15 protein-coding genes are annotated in these 14232 nt (G+C 64.1%); 5 read left to right on the top strand and 10 right to left on the bottom strand.

Annotated elements, in window-relative coordinates; genetic code table 11:
• Nucleotides 1-3 precede the first annotated feature (3 nt).
• Nucleotides 4-1575, bottom strand: coding sequence for an efflux transporter outer membrane subunit (locus tag FNZ07_RS26915; RefSeq protein ID WP_091020092.1), 1572 nt, complete (start codon nt 1573-1575; stop codon nt 4-6).
• Nucleotides 1576-1730: 155 nt separating this feature from the next.
• Here FNZ07_RS26915 and FNZ07_RS26910 point away from each other — a divergent pair, with 155 nt between their 5' ends.
• Nucleotides 1731-2669: a LysR family transcriptional regulator gene (locus FNZ07_RS26910; RefSeq protein WP_091020095.1), complete on the top strand. Its 939-nt coding sequence runs from the start codon at nt 1731-1733 to the stop codon at nt 2667-2669.
• Between the two features lie 131 nt (nt 2670-2800).
• The gene (locus FNZ07_RS33765; RefSeq protein ID WP_170275843.1) at nt 2801-2956 is read left to right on the top strand and encodes a hypothetical protein; all 156 of its coding nucleotides are present in this window, start codon (nt 2801-2803) and stop codon (nt 2954-2956) included.
• A 34-nt stretch (nt 2957-2990) separates the two neighbouring features.
• Here the strand turns inward: FNZ07_RS33765 and FNZ07_RS26905 are convergent, their stop codons facing one another.
• The 4 genes from FNZ07_RS26905 to wrbA form a co-directional block, all read right to left on the bottom strand.
• Nucleotides 2991-3833: a metallophosphoesterase gene (locus FNZ07_RS26905; protein WP_091020098.1), complete on the bottom strand. Its 843-nt coding sequence runs from the start codon at nt 3831-3833 to the stop codon at nt 2991-2993.
• Nucleotides 3834-3870: 37 nt separating this feature from the next.
• Entirely contained in the window at nt 3871-5316 is a 1446-nt protein-coding gene (locus FNZ07_RS26900) for an FAD-binding oxidoreductase (RefSeq protein ID WP_091020100.1), read from the bottom strand.
• Between the two features lie 64 nt (nt 5317-5380).
• Nucleotides 5381-5818: a DUF2069 domain-containing protein gene (locus tag FNZ07_RS26895; protein WP_091020103.1), complete on the bottom strand. Its 438-nt coding sequence runs from the start codon at nt 5816-5818 to the stop codon at nt 5381-5383.
• Entirely contained in the window at nt 5815-6417 is a 603-nt protein-coding gene (gene wrbA, locus FNZ07_RS26890) for an NAD(P)H:quinone oxidoreductase (protein ID WP_091020105.1), read from the bottom strand. Before wrbA ends, FNZ07_RS26895 begins: the two co-directional genes overlap by 4 nt.
• A gap of 95 nt (nt 6418-6512) precedes the next feature.
• On the opposite strand from wrbA, the gene FNZ07_RS26885 reads away from it, so the two are divergent.
• Nucleotides 6513-7865 carry a YihY family inner membrane protein gene (locus tag FNZ07_RS26885; RefSeq protein WP_177228346.1) on the top strand — a complete coding sequence of 451 codons (1353 nt, stop codon included), beginning with the start codon at nt 6513-6515 and terminating at the stop codon, nt 7863-7865.
• A gap of 84 nt (nt 7866-7949) precedes the next feature.
• Here FNZ07_RS26885 and FNZ07_RS26880 read toward each other — a convergent pair whose 3' ends face one another.
• The 5 genes from FNZ07_RS26880 to FNZ07_RS26860 form a co-directional block, all read right to left on the bottom strand.
• Nucleotides 7950-8264: a helix-turn-helix domain-containing protein gene (locus FNZ07_RS26880; protein ID WP_091020107.1), complete on the bottom strand. Its 315-nt coding sequence runs from the start codon at nt 8262-8264 to the stop codon at nt 7950-7952.
• Entirely contained in the window at nt 8257-8571 is a 315-nt protein-coding gene (locus tag FNZ07_RS26875; protein ID WP_091020110.1) for a type II toxin-antitoxin system RelE/ParE family toxin, read from the bottom strand. Before FNZ07_RS26875 ends, FNZ07_RS26880 begins: the two co-directional genes overlap by 8 nt.
• A 125-nt stretch (nt 8572-8696) precedes the next feature.
• Nucleotides 8697-9017 carry an Mpo1-like protein gene (locus FNZ07_RS26870; protein WP_091020112.1) on the bottom strand — a complete coding sequence of 107 codons (321 nt, stop codon included), beginning with the start codon at nt 9015-9017 and terminating at the stop codon, nt 8697-8699.
• A gap of 142 nt (nt 9018-9159) precedes the next feature.
• Nucleotides 9160-9990: an alpha/beta fold hydrolase gene (locus FNZ07_RS26865; RefSeq protein WP_091020114.1), complete on the bottom strand. Its 831-nt coding sequence runs from the start codon at nt 9988-9990 to the stop codon at nt 9160-9162.
• Nucleotides 9987-11318: an O-acetylhomoserine aminocarboxypropyltransferase gene (locus FNZ07_RS26860; protein ID WP_091020116.1), complete on the bottom strand. Its 1332-nt coding sequence runs from the start codon at nt 11316-11318 to the stop codon at nt 9987-9989. The genes FNZ07_RS26865 and FNZ07_RS26860 overlap by 4 nt, the downstream gene beginning before the upstream one ends.
• A gap of 245 nt (nt 11319-11563) precedes the next feature.
• Between FNZ07_RS26860 and FNZ07_RS26855 the strand changes: the two genes are divergently transcribed.
• Both FNZ07_RS26855 and FNZ07_RS26850 read left to right on the top strand, forming a co-directional pair.
• A complete protein-coding gene (locus tag FNZ07_RS26855; protein WP_091020118.1) occupies nt 11564-12022 on the top strand; it encodes a CBS domain-containing protein in 459 nt (152 codons plus the stop codon).
• 204 nt (nt 12023-12226) lie between these two features.
• On the top strand, nt 12227-14164 hold the full coding sequence (locus FNZ07_RS26850) for an MFS transporter (RefSeq protein ID WP_091020120.1): 1938 nt from the start codon (nt 12227-12229) through the stop codon (nt 14162-14164).
• The last annotated feature ends 68 nt before the right edge of the window (nt 14165-14232 follow it).

Genomic DNA, 14232 nt, shown 5'->3' with positions numbered 1-14232 from the left:
CGCTTATTGGCCCGGATGCACGGCGGCGCTGACCGTGGGTTCTGTCGCCGCCGCTGCGCTCGATGCTGCAGCCGCCACACTCGCATGACCACGACCGTGCGCAGGTAGTGCATCTGCGGCAGGCGGGGCGTCGACAGGATCGGCGAGACCGCCGCCCAGCGCCGCGACGAGCGTCGCGTGTGCGGTGAGCCGTGCGGCCTCGATGCGTGCGATGCCTTCCTGTGCGCGCAGCAACTGGTTCTGCGCAACGAGTACGTTCAGATAGTCGGTCAGGCCGCGCCGGTAGCCTTCGCGCGCCAGCGTGTAGTTCCTGCGTGCCGCATCGACCGAGCGCTGCGCATCGTTCTGCTGCGTGGCAAGCGAGCGCATCCGCACGACCTGGTCGGCGATCTGTTTCAGCGCACTGACGATCGTCTGATCGTAGGCGCTGACCGCCTCGTCATAACCCGCCGATGCCGCACCGAGTTCTCCGCGTAGCCGGCCACCGTCGAAGATCGGCAGCGACAGCGCCGGGCCGGCGGTCCAGCCGCCGTTTGCCGAGCGCAGGAACTGGAACAGCGGGCCTGCCGCAGCAAATCCGCCGAGCGAGCCAAGCAGATTGACGTCCGGATAGAAACCGGCCTTCGCGACGTCGATGCCGCGCGCCTGCGCGGCGACGCTCCAGCGGGCGGCGACGATGTCAGGGCGATGGCCGATCAGCTCGGCGGGCAGCGCGGACGGCAGACCGGCAGGCGCATCGAGTGCGAGCTGCGGGCGCGTGATCGCATCGCCGGAACCAGGCCCCTTGCCGGCCAGCGCAGCCAACTGATTGCGGTTCAGCGCGATCGCCTCTTCAAGCACATCGATCTGCCGCTCATAGTCGGGCAGCGGCGTTTCCGCCTGGCTCACTTCGAGCTGCGTGCCGAGGCCGCCTTTCAGGCGCCGCTGCGCGAGCGAGAGGATCTGTTGCTGCTGGTCGCGCGTCGCCTTCGCGATGTCGAGCAGCGCGTAGTTCATCGACATGTCGATGTACGCGCGCACCACGTTGGTTTCGATTTCGAGTTGCGCGGCGCGGGCATCGGCGGCGCGCATGTGGGCGAGGTCGAGTGCCTGTTCGGCGCTGTTGTGGTCCTTGCCCCACAGGTCGAGGTGATACGACAGGCCAATCGTGCCCGTGTTGTCCCAGGTGTTCGCGTTCGAGAGCGGGCCGGGGCCGTAGTAGACGTTGTCGGGCCAGTGCTGGCGCTCGATCGACAGATTGCCGTTGATCTGCGGCGATAGTGCCGAGGCGGCCACGCCCGCCATCGACCGTGCTTCGCGCACACGTGCCTGCGCGGCCGCCAGCGTCGGGTTGCCGGCTTCGGCCGAGGTTACCCATGCATTCAGTTGCGGGTCGTTGTAGGCGCTCCACCAGTCGGCGGCGGACCACTTCGCGTCGGCGTTCGCGGCGCGAATTGCAGCGCCCGCATCGAGCGACGAAGGGTCGACCGCATGCGTTTGCGGCGCGATGCCTCCGGTACTGGCGCAGCCGGCGATTATTGACGAGATCGTAAGAACCGCGAGCGCGGCGATCCCTTTCTGTACCGGAAACTGCACGATTGCCTCCCTGAATGCGATAGAACCCTGTGCGTCATTATATTTTTCGGCTGATTGGCGAATAACCCGTAAAAATGCGAAGCATTCTTACCGATCTTGAGATAATCGCTTTCACGATACGTGTAACAATCGAGCCGTCTCAGGAAGGGATTCGTATGGATACGCTTCAAAATATGCGCGTATTTGTCCGTGTCGTAGAAGCGGGCAGTTTCACCGGTGCGGCGCAGCACCTGAATACGACGACGGCTTATGCATCGCGCGCGGTGTCCGATCTCGAAGCGCATCTGCGCACGCGTCTGCTGAACCGCACGACGCGCCGCATCGCGCTGACCGAGGCCGGCGAGCGTTACCTGCAGCGCTGCGAGCAGATCCTTGCCTATGTCGACCAGGCGGAAGCCGAGGCGAGCGATGCGCATGCGCGCCCGTCCGGCAAGCTGAAAGTGCACGCGATGGCGAGTTTCGGTCAGCAGTATGTGGTGCCGGCGGTCGGCCGCTACCAGCAACGCTATCCGGATGTGCAGATCGAACTGACGCTCGCTCAGCGCCTGCCCGATCTGCTCGACGAAGGCTACGACGTGTCGTTGACGCTCGCCATCGATCTACCGGATTCCGGGCTCGTATCGCAGCGCATCGGCGCGGCATTCAGCATTCCGTGCGCGTCGCCCGCCTATCTGGAGCTCTACGGCGTGCCGCAGACACCGCACGACCTGAAGAACCACGTATGCCTGCGCATGGTCACGCCGATATCGCCGGCCGACGAATGGAGCTTCAACGGGCCGGACGGCCAGCACACTATTGCGCTTGGCCCGGCGACGTTTCAGGTCAATGTCGCCGAGGCGGCGGCCATGGCGGCGCGCGTGGGCATGGGCATCGGGTTGATCCCGCTTTATTCGGCGATCAGCGGATTGCGTAGCGGCGAACTCGTGTGGCTGCTGCCCGAGTACACGGCGCAGGAGATGAATATTTACGCGCTGTACCCGTCGCGCCAGTATCTCGACGCGAAAATCCGCACGTGGGTGGAGTTTCTGCGCGACGAAGTGCCGGCCACGCTCGCCGCCGATCAGGCCGAGTTGCGGCAGTTCGCGCGTAGCTGAGCGGGGGCGGCGGGCGTGTTACAAATGTGGCGCGCCGCAACACTTCCTTACTTCTGCGGGCGAATTGACCTGTTAACGTCTAGTAGCGAATCAACGAAGCAATCTGGTAACTCAGCAATGAAGAGGCACTCATGGATACCCAAGTGATGATCGGCGTCGCCGTCATGTTCGGATTGATCGCGATCGCCGCATCGCGCGACCTGCTGCAACGCCTGCGTGCGAAGCAGCAACTCGTGCCGGTCCGCATCCGCCCGACGCGGACTACGCGCGACGAGCGCAAGCGCTAGGCTTCGCTGCCGGAGATCGGCGCGCGACTTTGCTTCAGACGTCGACGGTCCGGTCCCACGCGAAGTCGGGGTTTTCGAACTGGCCCGTGCGCCGGTCGAAATAGCCACGCGGGTTGCACACGACGCGTGTGCCGTTGACCGTGTAGTCGAATCCGGTATGCGTGTGGCCGTGCACCCATAGCACGGCCGGCGTGCCGATGAGCGTCGACAGATCGCTGACGAATCCCGCCGACACGAGATCTTCCGCGTAGCGCGCAGCGAGACTCAGGCGATGCGGCGCATGATGCGTGACGACGATTGTCTTGCCGGCAAAAGGTCGTGCCAGTTCCGTTTCGAGCCACGCTCGCGCGCGTTCGTGCAGCGCGAGGCTGTCTTGAGGTGTGAAGTTGCGCGCAGCGGCGCTACCTGCCTGCTGCGCTGCCGACAGAGCGGTTTCATCGCGCTGCGCCGGCCACGTCACCTGAATCAATCCCAGAAAATCCAGCATCACTCGTTTCGCGGCCGCGATCGATTCCGCGCGCTCGTCGGCGCTCGCACCGTATAGCGCAAAGTCGGTCCATAGCGTCGTGCCGAGTACGCGCCAGCGGCCGGCCGGATCGACGAGCGCGGCATTGTTCAGGAAGTGCACGTTATCGACTGAAGCGGCGGCATCGTGCATCGCCGCTTCGAGCGCGCCGAACTCACCGTCGTAATACTCGTGATTGCCCGGCACATAGACGACCGGCACATTGCCGTCGAAAGTCTCGGCGGCCCAGCGCAATCCTTCTGCGTGATTGTGGATGTCGCCCGCGAGTATCACCAGGTCGGCATCCGCGTGCGGAACGATCGCCGGCTCGTTGTATTCCAGATGCAGATCGGACAGGATGCGGACTTTCACGGCGGCGACTCCTGCAGGAGTGGGGTTCGGCGTGCGACTAGCGCAGCACCTTGCCCGGGTTCATCAGATTGAGCGGATCGAGCGCGTGTTTGACGGCCTGCATCAAGCGCACTTCGAGATCGGACTTGTAGTGCGCCGCTTCGTCGATTTTCAGCTGACCGAGGCCGTGTTCGGCGCTGATGCTGCCGCGGTGCCGGTGCACGCTGTCGTAGACGATCTGGTTGATCGGCCCCTGGTGCTCCGCCAGAAAACCCTTCGCATCGACGCCTTCCGGTGCCTGCACGTTGTAGTGCAGGTTACCGTCGCCGAGATGCCCGAATGTGACCATCCGCACGCCCGGTAGCGCCTGTGCAATTGCGGCGTCGGTTTCGTCGATGAAGTGGCCGATGCGCGAGATCGGCACGGCGATGTCGTGCTTGATGTTCAACCCTTCCTCGGCCTGCGCGAGCGGAATATGTTCGCGCAGATCCCAGAACGCCTGCGATTGCGCGAGGCTTTCGGCCACCACCGCATCGTCGACGATGCCGGCTTCGAGCGCGGCTTCCATCAGTTGCTCGAACAGCGCGCGGGCGTGTGCCTCGCTTTCGCTGTCCGACAGTTCGAGCAGCACGACTTGCGGATGCGTGTCGGCAAACGGATAGCGCAGCTGCGGAAAATGCCGGCCAACAAGGCGCAGACAGAAATCCGACATCAGTTCGAAGCCAGTCAGAAGCGGTCCGGCCATGCGCTGTGCGAGCGCGAGAAAATCGAGCGCCGCATGAGGAGATGCCAGCGCGGCGAGCGCGGTTACTTGAGCAGCGGGCTGCGGATGCAGTTTCATCACAGCAGCCGTAATAATGCCGAGCGTGCCCTCCGCACCGATGAACAGATCGCGCAGATCGTAGCCCGTGTTGTCCTTGCGCAGCCCGCGCAACCCGTCCCACAGTTCGCCTTGCGGCGTCACGACTTCGAGGCCGAGACACAGCTCGCGTGTATTGCCGTAGCGCAGGACACCGGTGCCGCCCGCGTTGGTAGCGAGGTTGCCGCCAATCGTGCAGCTTCCTTCCGCGGCGAGGCTCAATGGAAATAGCCGGCCTGCATCGGCGGCACGCGCCTGGACTTCGGCGAGCACCACGCCGGCTTCGACGGTGATGGTGTTGTTGTGCGGATCGATATCGCGTACCCGGTTCAGGCGCCGCAGCGTCAGCACGGCCTGGTGGCCGCTCGCGTCCGGCGTCGCACCGCCGACGAGGCCCGTGTTGCCGCCCTGCGGCACGAGCGCGATGCCGTGTTCGACGGCGAGCTTCACGAGTGCGGCGACTTCCTGTGCGTTCGACGGGTTCAGCACCGCGCAGGCGGCGCCGGTGTAGCGGCGGCGCCAGTCGGTCAGAAACGGAGCGGTGTCGTGCGGATCGGTGAGCACATGAGCGGCGCCGATAGCGGCGCGGCAGGCGTCGACAAACGACTGGACGGAGGCAGGAGTAGTGGCAGCGGCTTGAGTCATGATGAAATCGTACGAGTGAATGTGCGACGTGCGGATGAACGGGACAGCGCGTTTTTTCGATTATTTACGAAGCTTGCGCGGTTTTCTTTGCGCGCCGTGCTGCGCGCTTAAACGGTGCGACATAAACGAGCGCGCAAACGAAAAAGATCAGCGAGAGACCCACTTCGAGCCAGCCGAGTCGCGCGCTGAAGCCCGGGTCCGACATGCCGCGCACGATGCCTTCCGCGAAGTACAGCAGCACCAGCATCGACGCCCACTGCAGCGTGTACAGTCGGCGACGCCATACGCCAGGCACAGCGCACAGCAGCGGGAGTGCTTTCAGCACGAGCGCCGAACCGCCGGGCCGCAGCGGTGCAAGCCACCATTCCCATGCGACGCACAACACGATCAGCGCGATCAGGGCAGCGTTGGCGCCAAGCGCGGCAGTCGCGTTTCCAGCGACGGGATCGGCAGCGGTCGATTGATTCCCTGTAGAAGAAGCGGGTACGCGCGGCGTACTCATGGCCGCTCGCTCATGACAGCCGCGGTGCGCGCGATGCGGGCGCCGAGTGCGACGGCAAGCGCGCGTTCGTCGGCGGAGATGCCTTGCTGCGCGGAGTCGGCGCGTGCGAAGTGCGAGGCGCCGTACGGCGTGCCGCCGGTCAGCGTCGTGGTCAGCGTGCTCTCGGTGTACGGAATGCCGACGATCAACATGCCGTGGTGCAGGAGCGGAAGCATCATCGACAGCAGAGTCGTTTCCTGGCCGCCGTGCAGGCTGCCCGTCGCCGTGAACACACCGGCCGGCTTGCCGGCCAGCGCGCCAGAGAGCCACTGCGGCGTCGTGCCGTCGAGGAAATACTTGAGCGGCGCGGCCATGTTGCCGAAGCGCGTCGGCGAGCCGAGTGCAAGGCCTGCGCATTCTTCGAGGTCGCGCAGTTCGGCGTAGGGCGGGCCTTCGGCGGGGATATCGGGCTGGGTGGCTTCGCAGACGGTGGAGACGGGAGGCACGGTGCGCACACGCGCCTGCATGCCGGCCACGCTGTCGACGCCGTGTGCGATCGCCAGCGCGAGCTCGCGAGTGGCGCCGTAACGGCTGTAGTAGAGGACGAGAATGTCTTTCATGGGCCTTATCGGTGAGCGGTTATTATAGGGGCTACGTCTGCCGCCGCGCCCGGCAATGGGCTTCGCGCCTTGCCTGCGCGGGCACATCGAGCAGCATGAAAGTCGCAAGAAAGCAGCAAGAGGGAGGGTTGTCGTTGTCCAGAGTGCGTATCGATCTCGACATGCTCAGGCGTTTCGCGCAGTTTGCCGCGCAGCGCAGCAGCGAAGATCGCATTCCCCAGGTGGCGGGTAGTCTGACGTTCACCACCATGCTGTCGCTCGTTCCGCTGGCGACGGTTGCGTTCGCGCTGTTCACCGCGTTTCCGATCTTCGCGTCGTTCCAGGCATCGCTGCAGGGCTTCCTCGCCGATCACCTGATGCCCGCGCAGTTCAACAGCCAGATCTTCCGTTACCTGAACCAGTTCGCGTCGAAGGCGAAGGGCCTCACCACGCTCGGGATGATCATCTTGTTCGTCACATCGGTGATGACGATGATGACGGTCGAGTCGGCGTTCAACGTGATCTGGCGTGTGCGCAAGCCGCGCCCGTTCGCGCAGCGCGTGCTCGTGTACTGGGCGATCCTGACGCTCGGGCCGATCCTGATCGGCGTGAGCCTGTCGATCTCGTCGTATCTGTTCACCCAGTCGATGGCGCTGCAAGCCGCGCAAAGCATCACGCCGGTTATTGAATGGGCGCTCACGGGCGCGGCGCTGCCGCTCACCATCCTCGCGTTCACGCTGCTCTACGTTTATCTGCCGAACTGCCGGGTGGAGTGGCGTGATGCGGTCGTGGGCGGTATCTGTGCGGCGATCGCGTTTGAACTCGCGAAGCGCGGCTTCGGCTACTACATCCGCCGCATGCCGACCTATACGGCGGTGTACGGCGCGTTCGCGGTGGTGCCGCTGTTTCTGCTGTGGATGTACCTGACGTGGTTGATTACGCTCGGCGGTGCGATGGTGACGTCCGCATTGCCGGTGATCCGCACGGGGCAGTTCCATCGACCGCAGTTTGCGGGCAGCGATCTGCTCGATGCGCTCGAACTGCTGGGGCGGCTTTCCGAGGCTCGCGATGCGGGCAAGCGCGGCTACACCGCGCAGCAGCTTGCGCGGATGTTGCGACGCGATCTCGATACCGCGACGCGGTTGCTGCATGAGCTGGAAGAGCTCGAGTGGGTGGCGCGGCTCGAGGAACACGGCGCACAGCCGCGCTTTCTGATGCTCGCGAATCCCGGACAGGTGACGGTCGAACGGCTCTTCGATCTGTTCGTGATCGACCGGAAGGAAATGGCGTATCAGCTCAATCTGAGTTCGACGCGGCTTGATCGGGACACGCTGCTTGGTGCTTTGGAAAACGACAGCTTGCATGTGACGCTGGCTACGCTGCTGTCGGCGCGTGCGGCGGCGAGGGCGGCTCAGGCTGCCGAAGCGGCGGGGCATAACGCGCCGGAGACTTCGCACCAGGCGGCGTGAAGGTGCGATAGCGGGGCGGTCTGGGGAATGAGGACGCTGGAACCGGCAGCTACAACGAAAGCTTGCCGATGCAGGTCTTGGCGATTACTGAACAGCCAGTTCTTCGAGAAGCACTTCGGGGTGTCGTGCGGCAATGTTGAGAAGGCGCTTTGCGGCTCCAGTCGGCAACCGCCGACCTTGCTCCCATTCTTGCAAAGTACGAATCGACACGCCGAGCGCAGTCGCGAATTGCGATTGCGACAGGCCAAGCTTGCTGCGTGCTTCGCTCGCCGTGCTGACCGCGACTTTGGTGGAACGAGCTGCTTCACCGGCCTTCATTTGCTTCACGGCCTGTAGCAATTCCGCTCCGATGTCGCGCGTTGCGTCGCGTGCGATCAGGTCTTTTTCGTTCTTAGGCATTTTCGATAGCCTCCTTGATTGCCTTGAGCGTATGAGCAGGCAGATTTTCTAGTGCGCTCTTGGCATAGATGGTCAGCAACCAGATTTCGCCATTGGCGAGCCGGTTGTAATAGATGACTCGAACGCCGCCGCTCTTTCCACTGCCTTGGCGCTTCCAGCGAACTTTCCGGCAGCCTCCCGATCCGGGAACCACGTCCCCAGCTTCGGGATTGCTGGCGAGCCATCCGCAGAATTCGCCGCGTTCGTTCTCCGTCCAGTAGTCGGAGACGTAGTTTTTGAAGAGCGGAGTTTCAACGATCGTCAGCATGGAATGATTATACGTCGCTGACGTATGCGTTGCAATATTTGAGGCGCCTGAGATAAATCGCTACAGCGGTTTTCGCACCCTTCCTCAGGCACGAAAACTGATTGAAACCGGTGCTGCTATAGCGGCTACAACGAAACCTTGCCGATGCAGATGTCCTTAAACATCACCCAGTCCCCCATCAAGCTATAAACCGGATGACGAAACGTGGCAGGCCGGTTTTTCTCGAAGAAGAAATGGCCGACCCACGCGAACCCGTAACCGCAGACCACTGCGGCCGGCAGCCAGAGCCAGTCACCCATTGCGAGTGCCATCGCCAAGCAGCCGATTACCCCCAGCGACCCGATGAAATGCAGCCGCCTTGAGATCAGGTTGCGATGTTCGTCGAGATAGAACGGATAGAACTCCGCGAAGCTCGCGAAGTGCTCGGTGTGAGTAGTTTGGCGCATGATCGCCTCCCTGTTCCGTTTCCCTTGCCGGCGCCGTTAGCGGCGCCCGGCTTGATCCATTGTGCTGCGATCGACCGGCGCGTGCAACCGGGCTGAGGCCCGGTGTTGCGTGGCGGCAAGGGCTTGCGGATCAACCGGCGAATCAGCTACCGGAAAGCGGGCGCGAGGCGAAATCGAACAGAGCGTCGAGCGTCGCGTCCGGTTGCTCGGTCATCAATGCATGGCCGGCGTCGAGCGTGACGGTGTCCACTGTCGCGCCGGCGGCCGCGAACGCATCGGCGAGCGCCCGCGCAGCGCGTGGCGGCGTCATCGCATCGCGCTTCCCGACGATGAAACGCACCGGGCAACGCACCTGCGCAGCACGTTCGAGCCCGTCCGTGTATGCGTTGCAGGCGGCGAAGTCGGTATGGAACAACTGCGGTTCACCGGTTGCGGAGACGCGCTCCATCAGGCGCTGATTCATGCCATGCAGCCAGAAGCCCGGCCCCGGGCACGACGGTTTCGCGGCAAACGTCGAATGCGACCACTGGTTGACCATCTCGATCGCTTCGGGCTCGCGCTCGCGTGCCGCGTCGAGCAGTGTGGCGGACACGGTCATCGGCACCGCGGTCGCGAGCAGCGCGAGATGGGTGACGCGATCTGCATAGCGGCCGGCGAAATCGAGCGCAATCAGCGACCCCATGCTATGACCGGCGACGAACGCACGCTGCACACCCACGGCATCGAGCAGCGCGGCGAGCCAGTCGGCCATCCCGGCGACGCTCGACAGTGCGGGCCCTGCGCTGCGGTGATGACCCGGCAGATCGACGGCGAGCACGCTGAAGCCGTGATGAGCGAAGTAGCGGGTTTGCAGCGCCCATACGCTGTGATCATGCTCGGCGCCGTGGATGAAAACCGCGCACGGCAGGGCAGGATCGAAAGATTTGCCGCCGGTATAGGCGTAAGCAGGCGTTCCGCGGACGTCGATAATCATGCGGACGTCTCCTTACGGGCAGCGCCGCCCGAGGACGCGGCCGGCGCCTTCTGCGCCGCTTTCAGCGCGCGTTTCAGGTCGTCGATCAGATCGTCGGGATCTTCGAGACCGATCGACAGCCGGATCGTCCCTTCGGCAATTCCGGCTGCCGCCAGCGCCGCCGCGTCCATGCGGAAATGCGTGGTCGATGCGGGATGAATGACGAGCGAGCGCGCATCGCCGACATTCGCGAGATGCGAGAACAGCGACAGCGTTTCGATAAAACGCCGGCCGGCCGCGCGATCGCCGCGCAGGTTGAAGCTGAACACCGCACCCGCACCGCGTGGCAGCAGGCGCTGCGCGAGCGCGTGGTCCGGGTGCGAGGCGAGTTCCGGATATGCCACCGATTCGACGGCCGCGTGTGCCACGAGAAACTCGACGATCCGGCGCGTATTGGCGACATGTCGTTCCATGCGCAGCGGCAGCGTTTCGATACCTTGCAGCAACTGCCACGCCGCCTGCGGATGCAGACACGCGCCGAAGTCGCGCAATCCTTCGCGGCGCGCCCGCAGCAGGAACGGCGCGACGGTGCTTTCTTCGGCGAACACCATGCCGTGGAAGCCGTCGTACGGTTCGGTGAATTCGGGGAAGCGGCCGGATGCGTCGAAGTCGAACGTCCCGCCGTCAACCAGCACGCCGCCGATCGTCGTCCCGTGCCCGCCGAGGAACTTGGTCGCGGAGTGATAGATGAAATCCGCACCGTGCGCGAACGGCTGCAGCAGGTACGGGGTCGTGAAAGTCGAGTCGACCAGCAGCGGCACGCGGTGGTCGTGCGCAATCTGCGCAACCGAGGCGATGTCGAGCACGTCGAGCCCCGGGTTGCCGAGCGTTTCGCCGAACAACAGACGCGTGTTCGGCCGCAACGCCGCACGCCAGGCGGCGAGATCGCCCGGTTTGACGAAGGTCGTCTCGATGCCGAAGCGGCGCAGCGTGTAATTGAGCAGGTTGTGCGAGCCGCCATACAGCGCGCTTGACGCGACGATATGCGAACCGGCGCCCATCAGCGTGGCGATCGCCAGATGCAGCGCGGCCTGGCCGCTCGCGGTGCCGATCGCGCCCGCGCCGTTTTCGAGCGCGGCGACGCGTTCCTCGAAAACGGCGACGGTCGGATTCGAGATCCGCGAATAGACATGCCCGGCACGCTCCATATTGAACAGCGAAGCCGCGTGATCGGTGTCGCGGAACGAAAACGACGTGGTCTGGTAGATTGGCGTGGCACGCGCGCCGGTCGTGGGATCGGGGGCGGCGCCGGCGTGCAGCGCGAGCGTATCGAAACGGTTGGCGGACATCCTGGCGGGCGCAGCCGCGTACGGCCTGCGCAAAGGGTGAAGGTGGCGGCCATCCTATCATCCCGGGCGGGACGCCCCGAAGCGCCTTTTTGGGGCCTTCCAGGGGACCATCGGGGTGCGTCCTGCGCCCGCCCGCCGGGCGATGGCGGGCTTTCCGGGCACCTTCCGCGCGCTTTCCTTTTATGGGCCTTTCCGCTAGCATCGAAAATCAGTCATGCGATACCGGCGTCATCAGGAGACAAATCATGCGGGTCAGCGACATTCTCAAGGTCAAGGGCAACACCCTTTTTACGGTTACCCCCGACACATCGTTGGACGACGCAGTCACTGCGATGGCGGAGCACGACATCGGTTCGCTGGTGGTGATGGAATACGGCGATCTGGTGGGCATGCTGACGTTCCGCGAGATCATCCTCACCTTGCGCCGCAATGGCGGTAGCGTCGGTACATCGACGATCCGCAAGGTCATGGACGATCATCCGATCACCTGCACACCGGAAACCGACGTCAACGAAGTGCGCCGCATGATGCTCGAGCATCACGTGCGTTATCTGCCGGTGCTTGAAAGCCGCGCGTTGATGGGCGTGATCTCGTTCTACGACGTCGCGAAGGCAGTGGTCGAAGAGCAGGGTTTCGAGAATCGCATGCTCAAGGCCTATATCCGCGACTGGCCGGAAGAGCAGGAACCGCAGCAGGCGCGCTAGCCGGCGCGTCGCGCTGGCATGCTGTGCATGTCGCCATGCGGTTGAGCCATACCAGGGCGCGCGCGAAAGCGGGCGCTTTTTTTGTTCGCGTGTCTATTTGCGTACGCAGGAGAGTGAGATGAATCTGCGCCCACGCGTTTGCTCGCAACACCTGTCCCCGCATGTGTCCATATCCATGCGCCCCTTGCCGTTTATCCAACTCTCATGAGCGACCGCCCGCTACCTGCCGCCACTCCTGCCGCCCAGAGCGCGCACGCACACGAATCCCAGTTCGCCCTGCTGGGCGAACGCCGTTTCTCGCCGTTTTTCTGGACCCAGTTTCTCGGTGCGATGAACGACAATGTGTTCAAGATCGGCTTTACGTCGCTTGTCACGTATCAGACCGCGCGCTTTTCCGGTGTGGACGCGAAGACCGCGGCGTTCCTGATTTCCGCAATCTTCATCCTGCCGTTCGTGCTGCTGTCCGCGACCTCGGGACAGATCGCCGACAAGTACGACAAGGCGACGCTCACGCGCCTCGTGAAGACGTTCGAAATCGGCGTGATGTTGATCGGCGGGGCGGGGTTCTGGTTTCACAACGCGTCGTTGCTGTATCTCGGCACGTTCCTGATGGGCGTGCATTCGACGCTGTTCGGCCCCGTCAAGTATGCGTACCTGCCGCAGCATCTGTCGAAGGCGGAGTTGGTCGGCGGCAACGGGCTCATCGAAATGGGCACCTTCGTTGCGATCCTGATCGGCACGATAGCCGGGGGCGCCGCGGCCGGTTTCGTCGAGCATGGCGCGGTGGTGCTCGCCGGCATGTGCGTCGTGATCGCGCTGGCGGGACGCGCGGTGTCGGTGGCGGTGCCATCCACGCCGGCGCTGCAGCCCGATCTGCGCATCAACTGGAACCCGGTCAGCGAAACGTGGCGCAATCTGAAGCTGGCGCGCGAAGATCGCACCGTGTTTCTGAGCCTGCTCGGTATTTCGTGGCTGTGGTTTTTCGGTGCGACCTTCCTGTCGTCGTTTTTCCGTTTCGCGAAGGAAGTGCTGTCCGCGAATCCCGATGTCGTCACCGTGCTGCTCGCGACGTTCTCGATCGGCATCGGTAGCGGCTCGTTGATGTGCGAACGGCTGTCGAAACGGCGCATCGAAATCGGCCTCGTGCCGCTCGGCTCGATCGGCATGAGCGTGTTCGGCATCGATCTGTTTTTCGCGAGCCATGCGCTGCCGGCCGCGCCACATCTGCTGTCGGTCGGCGAGTTTCTCGCGGTGCCGGCGCACTGGCGCGTGCTGGTCGATCTGCTGCTGCTGGCGATGTTCGGCGGCTTTTACAGCGTGCCGCTGTACGCGTTGATCCAGAGCCGCAGCCAGCCGACTCACCGCGCGCGCATCATCGCGGCGAACAATATTCTCAATTCGCTGTTCATGATCGTGTCCGCGTTGATGGCCGTCGGGTTGACGGCGCTCGGGGTGGGCATTCCGGGCATCTTCCTGACCACTGCGCTGCTCAACATCGTAGTCGCCGCATACATCTATTCGCTGGTGCCGGAGTTTCTGCTGCGCTTTATCGCGTGGATGCTCGTGCACACGTTCTACCGGATTCGCCTCGTGCACGCCGAACGCATCCCGGAGGAAGGAGCGGCGGTGCTGGTGTGCAATCACGTCAGCTATGTCGATGCGATCGTCATCATGGCGGAGAGCCCGCGACCGATCCGCTTCGTGATGGATCACCGGATCTTCCGCACACCGTTTGCAGGCTGGGTGTTCCGGCACGGGAAGGCGATTCCGATCGCGCCCGCGCACGAAGACCCCGACATGCTGGCGCGTGCGTACGATGCCTGCGCGGCGGCGCTGACCGATGGCGATCTCGTGTGCATTTTTCCCGAGGGCAAGCTGACCAAAACCGGCGATATGAACCCGTTCCGCCACGGCGTGACCGAGATCATTCGCCGGACACCGGCGCCGGTCGTGCCGATGGCGCTGCGCGGGCTGTGGGGCAGCTACTTCTCGCGGGCCGCCGAAGCGCGCGTGCCCCGGCCGCTAAACAAAGGCGTGATGAGCCGCCTGACGCTGGCGGTGGGCGAGCCGCTCAGCGCCGAGGAAGCGACGCCGGAACGGCTGCAACAGATCGTCAGCGAGTTGCGCGGCGCGCGTAAGTGAAGCGCTCGGGCCGCGGCAGGCAAAGCCGCGGCGCTTGGAAGGCTTATGGTCCGTCCCGCGTAGCCAGA

It is taken from the genome of Paraburkholderia megapolitana (genome assembly GCF_007556815.1).
GTDB classification, from domain to species: domain Bacteria; phylum Pseudomonadota; class Gammaproteobacteria; order Burkholderiales; family Burkholderiaceae; genus Paraburkholderia; species Paraburkholderia megapolitana.
This window is presented reverse-complemented; position numbering and strand designations above follow the sequence as displayed.

Bases quoted from the DNA above. Each gene is read 5' to 3' on its own strand.
- FNZ07_RS26910 (WP_091020095.1), top strand. From the start codon at position 1,731: ATGGATACGCTTCAAAATATGCGCGTATTTGTCCGTGTCGTAGAAGCG.
- FNZ07_RS33765 (WP_170275843.1), top strand. From the start codon at position 2,801: ATGGATACCCAAGTGATGATCGGCGTCGCCGTCATGTTCGGATTGATC.
- FNZ07_RS26900 (WP_091020100.1), bottom strand. From the start codon at position 5,316: ATGACTCAAGCCGCTGCCACTACTCCTGCCTCCGTCCAGTCGTTTGTC.
- FNZ07_RS26895 (WP_091020103.1), bottom strand. From the start codon at position 5,818: ATGAGTACGCCGCGCGTACCCGCTTCTTCTACAGGGAATCAATCGACC.
- wrbA (WP_091020105.1), bottom strand. From the start codon at position 6,417: ATGAAAGACATTCTCGTCCTCTACTACAGCCGTTACGGCGCCACTCGC.
- FNZ07_RS26885 (WP_177228346.1), top strand. From the start codon at position 6,513: ATGAAAGTCGCAAGAAAGCAGCAAGAGGGAGGGTTGTCGTTGTCCAGA.
- FNZ07_RS26880 (WP_091020107.1), bottom strand. From the start codon at position 8,264: ATGCCTAAGAACGAAAAAGACCTGATCGCACGCGACGCAACGCGCGAC.
- FNZ07_RS26875 (WP_091020110.1), bottom strand. From the start codon at position 8,571: ATGCTGACGATCGTTGAAACTCCGCTCTTCAAAAACTACGTCTCCGAC.
- FNZ07_RS26870 (WP_091020112.1), bottom strand. From the start codon at position 9,017: ATGCGCCAAACTACTCACACCGAGCACTTCGCGAGCTTCGCGGAGTTC.
- FNZ07_RS26865 (WP_091020114.1), bottom strand. From the start codon at position 9,990: ATGATTATCGACGTCCGCGGAACGCCTGCTTACGCCTATACCGGCGGC.
- FNZ07_RS26860 (WP_091020116.1), bottom strand. From the start codon at position 11,318: ATGTCCGCCAACCGTTTCGATACGCTCGCGCTGCACGCCGGCGCCGCC.
- FNZ07_RS26855 (WP_091020118.1), top strand. From the start codon at position 11,564: ATGCGGGTCAGCGACATTCTCAAGGTCAAGGGCAACACCCTTTTTACG.
- FNZ07_RS26850 (WP_091020120.1), top strand. From the start codon at position 12,227: ATGAGCGACCGCCCGCTACCTGCCGCCACTCCTGCCGCCCAGAGCGCG.